The organism is Catenovulum agarivorans YM01 (assembly GCF_000281085.1).
GTDB classification, from domain to species: domain Bacteria; phylum Pseudomonadota; class Gammaproteobacteria; order Enterobacterales; family Alteromonadaceae; genus Catenovulum; species Catenovulum agarivorans.
This window is the reverse complement of the sequence record NZ_JH767535.1, coordinates 21,127-33,131: the sequence shown is the minus strand read 5'-3', so window position 1 is coordinate 33,131 and position 12,005 is coordinate 21,127. Positions and strand designations below refer to the sequence as shown.

Annotated in this window: 8 protein-coding genes; 5 read left to right on the top strand and 3 right to left on the bottom strand. The window is 38.9% G+C overall.

Going from position 1 to position 12,005, the window contains the following annotated elements; translation table 11 throughout:
- Nucleotides 1-47 precede the first annotated feature (47 nt).
- The 3 genes from WSC_RS0117160 to WSC_RS25520 form a co-directional block, all read right to left on the bottom strand.
- Nucleotides 48-1,709: a DUF342 domain-containing protein gene (locus WSC_RS0117160; RefSeq protein WP_016957185.1), complete on the bottom strand. Its 1,662-nt coding sequence runs from the start codon at nucleotides 1,707-1,709 to the stop codon at nucleotides 48-50.
- A 58-nt stretch (nucleotides 1,710-1,767) separates the two neighbouring features.
- Entirely contained in the window at nucleotides 1,768-2,454 is a 687-nt protein-coding gene (locus WSC_RS0117155; protein ID WP_016957184.1) for a DUF2982 domain-containing protein, read from the bottom strand.
- Between the two features lie 192 nt (nucleotides 2,455-2,646).
- Nucleotides 2,647-3,318 carry a methyl-accepting chemotaxis protein gene (locus WSC_RS25520; protein ID WP_420170091.1) on the bottom strand — a complete coding sequence of 224 codons (672 nt, stop codon included), beginning with the start codon at nucleotides 3,316-3,318 and terminating at the stop codon, nucleotides 2,647-2,649.
- A gap of 583 nt (nucleotides 3,319-3,901) precedes the next feature.
- Here WSC_RS25520 and WSC_RS0117145 point away from each other — a divergent pair.
- The 5 genes from WSC_RS0117145 to WSC_RS0117125 all read left to right on the top strand — a co-directional run bounded on the left by WSC_RS0117145 (nucleotide 3,902) and on the right by WSC_RS0117125 (nucleotide 12,000).
- Nucleotides 3,902-4,129 carry a FeoA family protein gene (locus WSC_RS0117145; RefSeq protein ID WP_016957182.1) on the top strand — a complete coding sequence of 76 codons (228 nt, stop codon included), beginning with the start codon at nucleotides 3,902-3,904 and terminating at the stop codon, nucleotides 4,127-4,129.
- Between the two features lie 4 nt (nucleotides 4,130-4,133).
- A complete protein-coding gene (gene feoB / locus WSC_RS0117140) occupies nucleotides 4,134-6,479 on the top strand; it encodes a Fe(2+) transporter permease subunit FeoB (RefSeq protein ID WP_016957181.1) in 2,346 nt (781 codons plus the stop codon).
- A gap of 243 nt (nucleotides 6,480-6,722) precedes the next feature.
- On the top strand, nucleotides 6,723-8,426 hold the full coding sequence (locus WSC_RS0117135; protein WP_016957180.1) for a DUF4856 domain-containing protein: 1,704 nt from the start codon (nucleotides 6,723-6,725) through the stop codon (nucleotides 8,424-8,426).
- Between the two features lie 113 nt (nucleotides 8,427-8,539).
- Nucleotides 8,540-9,763, top strand: coding sequence for an imelysin family protein (locus WSC_RS0117130; protein WP_016957179.1), 1,224 nt, complete (start codon nucleotides 8,540-8,542; stop codon nucleotides 9,761-9,763).
- Between the two features lie 32 nt (nucleotides 9,764-9,795).
- Entirely contained in the window at nucleotides 9,796-12,000 is a 2,205-nt protein-coding gene (locus WSC_RS0117125; RefSeq protein ID WP_016957178.1) for a TonB-dependent receptor family protein, read from the top strand.
- Nucleotides 12,001-12,005 lie beyond the last annotated feature (5 nt).

Sequence of the window (12,005 nt, the reverse complement as noted above, 5' to 3'; positions counted from 1 at the left end):
ATAAAAGCCAATGGCGCTTGTTCAGATAACAACAGCTGGAGTCAATCCTATTGGCGGATAAACTTTCTATCGATAATTTTAACTCTACTATTGGCGTGTTCACCTGTTGTCAACTTGTTTAACTCGCCACAGTGAATGTAAATATGGCTAAACATAGTTCTGCTTGCATATACATAAACTTCTTTTACCTTTTGCTGAATTTTCTTTTCTAACAATAAATAGGCACGCTTAAGCTTTTTAACTTTTAGCTCACGCTCTTTGTAGCGAGTAGCAATTTGAGTATTTTTCTCTTCGCTGATACCCCGCTCTTTCAGTTTCAACCAATTCGAGCGTAGCAACTCCAATTCATGCGCTTTATCTTTTAAGCGTTTAAAAACCGCTTGTTTTTTGGTTACATCTGTTTGATAGTTCGGATACAAAGTAATGTGTAAAGCAGTAGACGCTGGTGCACCTATGGTTGCACATGCTAAAAACTGCTCTACTTGAAAACACCCACTGATGATTTTGCCAATAGGGGATTTTTCTGTACCACCAACAACTGATTTCGCTTTGATAAATGAATGCGAAATTTGACTCGAAAACTGTACATCTTTCAACGTAGATATTCTGGCATACTGAATATATTTACTGCATACCACACCTGATGCTTTAATTTGGCAAGAAAACTCAGTGTCCTCGGTAATATTGTCATTTTCTATTTTTCGGCCAATAATCCCACTTAAAACGGTTACATCTCCATCAACTTCAAGGTAAGCATTTTCAACAAAACCATTTATTGTGACATTGCCTTTAGCTTTTAGTCGCATGCCTTCAGCTACATTGCCATTTACAATAACACCACCATCAAAATCAATGTGACCTGTTGAGATGTCTACACCTTTTAACTCAAGTACATCATCAACTCTCGCCCCGTTCTCGGTTATATAAGGTAAACCCGCATTCACAGCGACTAACAAATTTTCATCTTGAGCTGAAATCTCAGTGCCTTCGCCAAGTTCAAAATCAAGTAATTCTCCTGGAATAGCCGAAAGAGCGTCACCTTTAACGGTAAACCCAGGTTTACCGTGAGTTGGCAAATGTCTTCTAACCAAAGCATCACCCGGTTTAACGGATATTAGCTCGCCTAAGTCTCGCATATCAACTTTGCCTGATTCGTTCACCTCTTGCGGTTGTAAAATTCGATCTCGCGCATTTTTCGTCTGAGCTTCGAAAAAACTATCGTCGCCTTTGACCGGTTGCTGTCCACTTGCTATTTGCGCAACAATTATCTGACCAGGTTTGCTGTCTTTTCCTTCAAGGGCGAGTTTCTCAACCGCAGCTTTATCAATCCCCATGGTGACCCCCTGTTTGGTCACCGCGCGTAAAATTTGATTTGCAGTTAACGGCTCACCACCATAAGCGCCAGACAATTCAACTTTAGCGGACATAGCGTCTGGCGAAACAATAACTTTAGCTTTGGCGTGACGACGCTCAGCAATAGGTGAAGAAAACTCAACCGGCTCTGAAGAGGCCAACTCAGTTAATTTTTGATTATATAAGACGACACAATCAGCCACTAAGTTATCTAACAAATAACAGTTAGCAACTGAACTTTGGGTGAATAACTCTTTAATGATAGCGTCTTTAATTGGGGATGAATCTTTATCGATTTGTGTAGTCGCAACCACTTGGTGGTTCTCTTCATCTAACGTGAATTCAAATTGCGACATATTTACTAATACCTACTTTACAACGCTTAAAACAAATGCCAATAAATCACATTTAACGTTAATTCTCAAATTTTTCAAAGTGTTCTTTATATTCCCTCAACAATTGAGCAAATTCGCCAGACGTGCGATCGAATGCAGTTTCTGGAATAAGTAAGTCATAACCACTTAACTTTTTTAACCACGCCATCCTATGGGCAAACATGCCTCTGAGCCCTTTATAAACCTGACCAGAAGCAGATTTGTAGGGTTCAGTATTTAAAGTTATATCACTCGGGCAAGTGCCTGTTGGGCAGTCTACTAGCAAATATTTATGCAAAATTGCCCGCTGTTCCATCAATAAGTGCGAAATCAAACGTAAACTTACCGCCCCTAATAACTTTTCTGGCTCTTTTAAGTTTAATCCAATGTAGGATAACTCTTTGTTATCTAAACCATGTTGAACACTGGGAATGCCAATTCGCCGAATATTGTCCCATTCCACCAACATAAAACCACGCTTATGGTGATAGAGCACGCCCTGATTATTCAACATAAAACTCAAATCAGGCTCTTGTAATTTAAACAAAGCAATCACAAAAGCAACCACAGTGCACATCATTAAAAATAACAAAGGAAGCTTAGCGAAATCAGCAAACTGAATATAAAGAATAAGCGAAATAACAAAAGCGATAGCGCTATAAAAAGCTAAGCTGTAACCATGCTGTTTTGCGGACGATTTGATATATATAGTGTCTAGCTGTGGCATAAATCAGCTATCCAGACAAACGCGGGAGATAAATATCTAAAACATACCAAAGCATGCAAGCCCCCCAAATAAGCATTAAGCGCCATTTGCGGCACTTAGGGCAATTTGGCCATAATAATTTGTACAACCACTTCAACATCATTACTGCATAGCCAAATTATTCAGCCCAGCATGAAACTGGGCACAATAAAATTAATATCGTCGAATACTTTCTAAACTATGCAACAATTCAGTGCTTAATGTCGAGCTGGCATCTGCACCTTCTATAGCACCATGCGTTTGACTAACGAGTTGCTGCATTGTTTCTTGTATTGCTTCAGAGTTCTCCAATTGAACTTTAATTTGTCCAATCATGTTAGCCATAGATTGTGCACTACTTTTCGCAACACTAACCAATGAGCCTAGCTGTTCACTTGTGGTATCTGCGATGGTAACACTATGGTCAATAAGCTCTTCAACTTCTTTTTGCTTAGTGATAATGGAACCTGAAATATCCATAATTTTGCGCATTTCAGTTTGAATTTGATCTGCTGACTGGTTGGCCGTATTCGCTAGTGATCTAACCTCGTCGGCAACAACTGCGAAACCTCGACCATGCTCGCCAGCTCGTGCAGCTTCTATCGCTGCATTCAAAGCTAATAAGTTTGTCTGTTCGGCAATGCCTTTAATCGCCTCAACTAAATGGTCGATGTTTTTACTGTTTTCTTCTAAGTTCGACAAAAGTTGAGTAAATTCTGAGATAAATTGAGCTGAACTTCTGATGTTGTTTACTAGATTAACCAACTCAGTAATACAGTCTTCACTGGTTTTTGAAGTTTCAGCTGCAGCTTCGTGTGAATTTTTAGCAATATCTTCAATTTCCATCGACTGTTCAATAAAGTGTTTAACCATATCGAAGCTGCGCTCAATCATTTCTAAACCTTCCTGATTAGAATGATTAACATTGGTCGCGTTTGCTCTTATTTGCTCTGCTACCTCGTAAGCGTCGCTGTCCAACAGCTTATCAAGCAAGGCCGCTTTTTTTCTAACTCAACTAATTCAGACTGGTCAACTAAAGTTTTACCAGCCGGTATTGCAGGTTTCATCCAACTCAGCATATCCGACCCTTTGTTAGGTTAACTAAATGATTTTATTAATATAGTTATCAAGTTTTAACAAACTTATCAATTTAATTCAATACTAGACCGCCTCTGCGTTTTACGTATAGGTCTAAGTCTTAAAACTTGCAAAAGCCCAAGTTTTAGCCAGTATTATTGAAAATAAAACACTGTTAAAACAAGTAAATGCAATTCGCAGTCACTGCAATTAAACTAACTTTAGATTAAGTCCGCGAACTTGAACAGTTTTTTATCGGAAAAATCTCAATTTACTTTAATTGATGGTTTTAGATGATAATCAATATCATTTGCAATATACTATTTACATTAAAGATAACTAGGGGCTAAACATGACCTTAAACAATATTGCTGTTGGCCAGAGTGCAACAGTTATAGCCATTGCACCAACCGAAGCCGGATTTCGTAAAAAATTGTTATCTTTGGGCATGACACCCGGTGCACAAATTAAAGTGAAACGACTCGCTCCGTTAGGCGATCCTATGGAGATAGAAGTTCGAGGTTTTAGTTTGAGTCTACGTAAAGCCGAAGCCCAAACAATTCAGGTAGAGATAAAATAAGCATATGCAGAACAAACATACCGTATCGGTAATAGGCAATCCCAACTGTGGCAAAACCACCCTATTCAATTTATTAACTGGTTCAAAACAAAAAGTCGGCAACTGGGCTGGTGTCACAGTCGAAAAAAAAACTGGGATTAGTTATTTAAAAAATCAACAAAAAATTGAAATTACCGATTTACCCGGAACCTACTCTATAGAAAATGAAGAGCAAGAATTATCACTCGACGAAAAAATTGCTCGTGATTATCTTCAAAATAACAAAGGTGATTTGGTATTAAACATAGTTGACGCAACGCGTTTAGAGCGCAGCCTGTATTTAACAACACAGCTAATAGAAATGGGTGCTAATGTCATTCTTGTGTTAAATATGCAAGATGTTGCAGAAAAACAAGGCATACAAATAGATACAGATAAATTAGCTTCTTTGCTCAAAATTCCAGTTGTAAGCATTTCAGCAATTAAAAAGCATGGCATCGACCAATTACAATTAGCCATTGAAAAGAGCTTAACTCAGCACGAGAAAAAAACACTGACACTACCGGAGCTTGAGCATAATCTGGACTTACCAAGTTTGTCTCAACTTATGCCTGAATTGAGTTCACTAAGCAATGAACACATTATTCTGTTGACAAGCTCTACAGAAAATTATCAAAAAAATGCTGAATTATTGGTTAGCTGGTTGAACATTGAAACAACACAAGCGAAAGCACTCGCTGAATTAGTTGATCAAAATTGCCAATCACTCAAAGCAAATCATAGATATCAAGTGATTCAAAACTGGCTAGCCCAAGTTTATCAACAAGCACAAGCAGATAAACGCACACTGACGGATTACATTGACGACATAGTTTTAAACCGATGGCTTGGTATACCTGTTTTTTTATTGGTGATGTACTGCATGTTTATTTTTGCAATTAACGTCGGCGGTGCATTTATCGACTTTTTTGACATCACCTTTGCAGCAGTCTTTGTTGAAGGTGCAGCCATTTTTTATCAATCACTTGGTCTACCGCTTTGGTTAGTCACCTTGTTAAGTGATGGTATTGGTGGTGGCATTCAACTTGTTGCGACCTTTATTCCGGTCATTGCAGGTTTATACTTTTTCTTATCTGTCATTGAAGATTCAGGTTATATGGCTCGTGCTGCATTTGTTATGGACAGATTTATGCGCGCAGTTGGTTTACCAGGCAAATCTTTTGTGCCATTAATCGTCGGATTTGGCTGTAACGTGCCATCAGTCATGGCCAGTCGTACTTTAGACACACACAAAGACAGACTGTTAACCATAGCCATGTCGCCTTTTATGTCGTGTGGTGCACGTTTATCTGTATATGCCCTTTTTGCCGCAGCGTTTTTTGCCAACAGTGGTCACAACGTGGTCTTTTTGCTTTATCTATTAGGCATAGTTATGGCTATTCTGACAGGCATGTTGTTAAAGAGAACCTTATTTAAACCAAGTTTAACGCCCTTTATTATGGAGCTTCCCGCTTACCATATGCCGTCAGCTAAAAACGTGTTATTAAAAACTTGGGACAAATTGCATGGATTTATTACCCGTGCAGGTAAAACCATAGTTGTTGTTGTTACTTTATTAAGTTTCTTAAACTCATGGGGAACTGATGGCACTTTTGGTAATCAGGATTCAGAACAATCTGTATTAAGTGAAATTAGTCGCACCATTACACCAGTATTTGAACCTATTGGTGTACAACAACAAAATTGGCCTGCAACCGTAGGCATATTCACCGGCATATTCGCTAAAGAAGCCGTTGTAGGTACGCTCGATGCGTTATATGGACAGATGGATATAGGTCAAGCGAGCGATTCCGCAGACGAAGAATCGAGTGAGTTTAGTCTCACAGCACGCTTCGCTGAAGCTTGGCAAACCATTCCAGATAACTTAGTTGATATGTATAACAATATTTTTGACCCGCTTGGTTTAGGTATTATCAGCGAACAAGACTTAACCAGTGCTGCTGATGCACAAGGCGTGCAAATATCAACTTTTCAAGCAATGGCGATATTATTTGGTAGTACAGCTGCTGCGTTTTCTTATTTAGTATTTGTCTTGTTATATACACCTTGTGTTGCCGTTATGGGTGCTATGTATCGTGAAGCTGGCTTTAAATGGATGAGTTTTATTGCACTTTGGTCGACAGGCTTAGCCTACATAACGGCATCTGTTATTTACCAAGCGGCTACTTTTAGTGCCAACCCGTATTTCAGTACAATTTGGCTTGTTTCATGTGCTGCCATAGTCGCATTAGTACTACTTTTAATGCGAGCACACGGTAAAAAACTCGCGAAAAAAGAAGCCTTGTTGATACCTATTATCAATATTCAATAAATTAATAGGGCAGGCAAATTAACTATGCCTGCCCCTATCCTCCTTCGCTAAGCCCCTTAATTAATGTCTCTGTAGACAATTCAGCAAATAATTTGCCCTTTGTTTATCAGTGAACTATATAAATAAAATTTATTTCGTTTTCTAAATGATATTGATTCGTATAAGCCCTATTGTATAATTTACGCAGAAATAAAAATTACTCTCATTTTCATAGCCACTAAGATTTAAAGGAACATCTGTTATATGTTTAATTTCAAACACTCAGTAATCTTCTCTGCTTTAGCTTTGTCCTTAACTGCTTGTGGGAGCAGCTCTGACGACAAAAATACCGCACCATATGGCGTAACACTTTCTAGCAATACAGTTGCAGAAAACACAGTTGGCGCGACTGTTGGTACACTTTCAGCAACTGACGACCAAGGCAACGCAGTTACTTTCACTTTAGCAAGTGGTGCTGATGCAAACTTTGAAATTGACGGTAACACTTTAAAGTTAGCTGCAGGTAAAAGCCTTAATTATGAACCAAATGGTGAGCCAGTAGCTGAAATTGTTTTGCCGATCATAGTTTCTGATGGTGAAATGCAAAAAGAAGAAACAATTGTTGTAACAGTTTCTGATGAATTGGATTTTTACGGTTTTTATGACGGTAATGGGGAAAGTACTGTTAGTTATAGCGGCCAAATTGCACGCCATGCAATTATTGCAGAATTAAACAAATATATTAGCAGCACTCTTACCACTGATGTTAGTGTTGGTGGCGATGATAAGACAGCTATTCTTAACAAACTTTACGCTTTCTATTTTAATCCAGATAAATCAAAAATACCTGATGGTGCAACACCAATTCCAGATGGCGTAGACGTAGCTTCTGTGTTGTCAGCAAACTTAGCTTTTTTTGACAATGCAAGTCAAATGAGCATTAACGACATTTCAACCGGTAAAAACCTACAAGATAAAATTGCTGGTAACGACAGTAAGACCGATCACAAAACTTGGACGGATGGCACATCATTTGTAGCATTTTCAAATACATTTATGACCAATGATTTCAGTAATACGCCTGAAGGTTTATTATTACGTTTATTCGATAAACTTGCAGACAACGCAGTTGCAGAAAATGCTTTAAGCAACACGGGTGTTTATTATGTTACTCCTGAAGGTTTGGACTTACAGCAACTTATTCAAAAATTCTTATTAGGTGCAGTAGCTTTCCAACAAGGTACTGATGATTATTTGCATGATGACGAAGACGATAAAGGTTTAATGTCATCAAATACTGAATACGATGGTAAGTATACTATATTAGAACACCAATGGGATGAAGGTTTTGGTTACTTTGGCGCAGCACGTGATTATTTGTCATACACAGACGATGAATTGGCAAGCAGCACACCATATATGGATACTGATGACGACGGAAAAATTAACCTAAATAGCGAATACAACTTCGGTAACTCAACTAATGCAGCTAAACGTGACCGCGCAGATACAGCTGGCACAGACTTAACCAAAGATGCAATGGAAGCCTTCTTAAAAGGTCGTGCATTAATTAATGCCAACGCGGGTTCTGCATTAACAGACGCGCAAATGACTGAATTGAAAGGTTATCGTGATGCTGCAGTGTTAGCTTGGGAACAAGCTGTGGCTGCAACTGTTATTCATTATATTAATGACAGTATAGTTGATTTAGAAAAAGTTGGTACAGCAGAATTTAGCCTGACCACACTTGCTAAACACTGGTCTGAATTAAAAGGTTTCTTAATTGGTTTACAATTTAACCCTGCAAGCCCTTTAAAAACAGATTTTGTAACAGTGAACAACCTAGTTGGTGATCAACCAGTATTTACTGCTGATGGTAAAGATGCTTATATTGCGAATTTAGAAAACGCTCGCGACTTAATGCGTGATGCTTATGGCTTTACCCAAGCACAAGTTGCAGGTTGGTAAGCTACAACACAAAAATTGATTTACAGTTTTTGAAAAACAAAAAAGGTTAGGTGTTATGCACCTAACCTTTTGTCGTATAAAAAATACTATAACTTTAACGTGAGAAAAGCTGCATGAAATTGCGAAATACTTTAAGCGCTATCGCTCTTACTGCTAGTAGCTTGGCTATAATTAGCTGCGGTGAAAAAACCACCAGCGAAGCTGGACCTGAATATGGTCTCGTTGCCAAATTCACCCCAGCACAATTAATTAATCACTTGGTTGATAATGTAGTTGTAACTAACCAGCAATCATTTGTTTCAGCTCTAGAGCAACAAACTGCTCCTATAAATGATTATTGTGCTGCCATTGAGCAAAACAGCCTAATAGACGAAAAAAGATTGGCAGCTCAACAAGCCTACACAAAAACTTTTTCAGCTTGGCAGTTAATTGAACAAATACAGCTCGCACCTTTGGCAAAAGACGATTTTGCCCTACGCAACAAAATTTATGCTTGGCCAAGCAACTCAGCCTGCGGTGTCGACGGAGAAGTAGCAACTCACAATTCAGGAACGTTGAATGGCTTTCCTTACAGCATTAGTAACAGACCGAATGATCGCAAAGGTTTATTCGCACAGGAATATTTATTATTTAACCAATCTACCGACCTAACCTGTGCAACCGAAACAGGTGTACTCATTGGTTGGAGCGATTTACCAGAACAAACTAAATTGGCGCGCCAATGTGCGTTTTTACAAGCGACACAAACTGATTTGCTAAGCAAAGTACAAAACTGGCAAAACACTTGGCAGCAAGGCGAAAATGCTTATATAAGCGAACTTAAAAATGGTGATGAGCAAAGTGCAATTAATGTTTTAGGCCAAGCGTTATTTTACCTAGACTACCAGTTAAAAGACTCGAAGTTAGGTTGCCCATTGGCTAGCGGCCCGGGCGACTGCCCAAGCAGCAATCATGCTAATTTAGTTGAAGCGCGTTATGCTAAATTGAACAAACAAGCAATCGAACAAAACCTCAAAGCTTTTTACCAATTGTTTACTGGCGCGACCGATACATTAGCCGGAGACCACGAAGATGCGCTAGGATTTGATGACTACCTAGACGCAGTTGGTGACAAAGATACTTCAGATAAAATTTTACAAGCCATAACAGATGCGCAAGCCACATTAGCGACAATAACAACTGATCTTGGCGCGGCAATTTCAACCAATAATCAAGATTACGCTCGTTATCAGACCTTACAGGCTCAAATAAAAATCGCGACCGACTTACTCAAAAGCGACTTTAGTATCAGTTTAGCGGTCGACTTACCTGATACATCTGCTGGCGACAACGATTAATTAACGGTTTTTAAGGTTTGGATAAAATAACAATGAGCAAAATTTCAAAAGTTACTTTGGCCGTTACAACCAGTTTAATCGGGTTAAATGCGCCAGTTTTTGCAGCTGAACCTGCAAACGCTACAGAAGAAGATAACAGTGATAGTCGTTTTTATGAGCGTATACAAATTTTAGGCTCACACGACAAATTGCGTACTCAAGGCGGTGCCACTAGCCTAGTGTCAGAAGCTGAATTAGAAAAATTTGAATTTGACGACATAAATAAAATTTTAGCAACTGTACCTGGTATAAATATTCGTGAAGAAGATGGTTATGGTTTACGCCCGAACATAGGTTTTCGTGGTGCTACACCAGAGCGTAGTAAAAAAATATCTTTGATGGAAGATGGTGTATTAATTTCGCCAGCGCCCTACTCTGCGCCTTCAGCTTATTATTTTCCAATGGTTAGCCGCATGACTGCGGTTGAGGTATTTAAAGGCCCAGCTGCAATTAAATACGGCCCAAATACAGTTGCCGGTGCGCTTAATTTAGTTACCCGCGAAGTGCATGATATGGCAACAACCGCTTTGGATATTGCTTATGGCTCTGACCAATACGGCAAAATTCACGCTTATCACGGCAACACCAATAATCACTTTGGTTATTTAATTGAAGGTTTATATACACGTGCAGACGGTTTTAAAACAATAGACTTTTCTGAACAAACGACAGGTTTTGAAAAATCAGATGTTATGGCTAAATTCAATTATGATTTTAGCCAAGGAAAAATGAAAAACTTTGTTGAGTTAAAACTTGCGTACGCAACTGAACAATCAGATGAAACCTATTTAGGTTTAACTCGTGAAGATTTAGCAGCCAATCCTTATAGACGCTACGCAGCCTCACAAAATGACCAAATGAATTGGGATCACGATACTATTCAGCTGACCCATTATTACGAACAAGGTGCGTTTGATATCACCACACGTATCTATCAACATAACTTTGCGCGTGACTGGGCAAAAGTGTCAAGCTTTGGTGCTAATACGCCGTCTTTATTAGATGTACTGATTAACCCAACAACTGACACCAATCAAAGTTATTACCAAATTTTAACCGGCACAGGCAGTGGCGAGTTTATCTTAGGCACCAATGACAGAAGCTACCGCTCGCGTGGCATACAGTCAGACTTGGGTTTTAGTTTTAACTTTATGGGTTTAGAGCATAAGTTAGATGCTGGTGTTCGTTTGCATCAAGACTATATCAACCGTGACCATTTTGAAGAAACTTATGCCATGGCTGTAGGTGGTCAAGTTACCAACCAAAATGACAAAACCTTCACTACGGTTAACCAAGAAAAATCTGATGCTGTATCTGTGTATATTCAAGATACTGTTACTTTAGAAGCACTGACGTTAACAGCAGGTGTGCGTGGTGAATTTATTGATTCACATTACATAAATGGCAATAACGAGCTAGATTACCTTAAAAAAGACAGCCGAATTTGGTTGCCTAGCGTCAGCGCATTTTATAAGTTAGACGAAGATTATGGTGTATTTGCTGGTATACATGAAGGTTATGTACCGAGCAGCCCACAGCAAAATGATGAAAATGTTGAAGCAGAAAAAAGCATAAACTACGAAGTTGGTTTTAGGTTTAACAACAACCAAATTAATGGTGAAATTGTTGGTTTCTTTAACGACTATAGTAATTTAAAAGAAAGCTGTTCGTTTTCACAATCATCTAATTGTGAATTAGATGCAGACTTTAACGGTGGCGACGTAAATGTATTTGGCATAGAAGCTCACTTAGCTTCGCGTTTAAATTTGACCTCTAGCTTAGATATGCCGTGGAGCATTACCTACAGTTACATCAATTCTGAGTTCCAACAAAGTTTTAATTCTGACTACCCGCAGTGGGGCAAAATCATCCAAGGTGATAGCATGCCGTATCAACCGGATCACAGCTTTACCTTAACAACAGGTTTAACTGCTGATGATTGGCAAGTGAACTTACAAGCTAAGTACACAGGCGAAATGCAAGAAGCTGCCGGCGATGGTGTTAATCTGTCAGGCAGTGTAATCGAAGCACAAACCATCTTTGATTTATCTGCGAGTTATTTTATTTCATCTGCACAATCTGTTTATTTAAAAGTAGACAATATTACCGATGAAATAAACATTATTAGTAGTCGCCCGAACGGTGCGCGCCCAGGTAAACCTCGCATGTTTGTTTTCGGCTACAAAGTAAGCTTGTAGTTGTT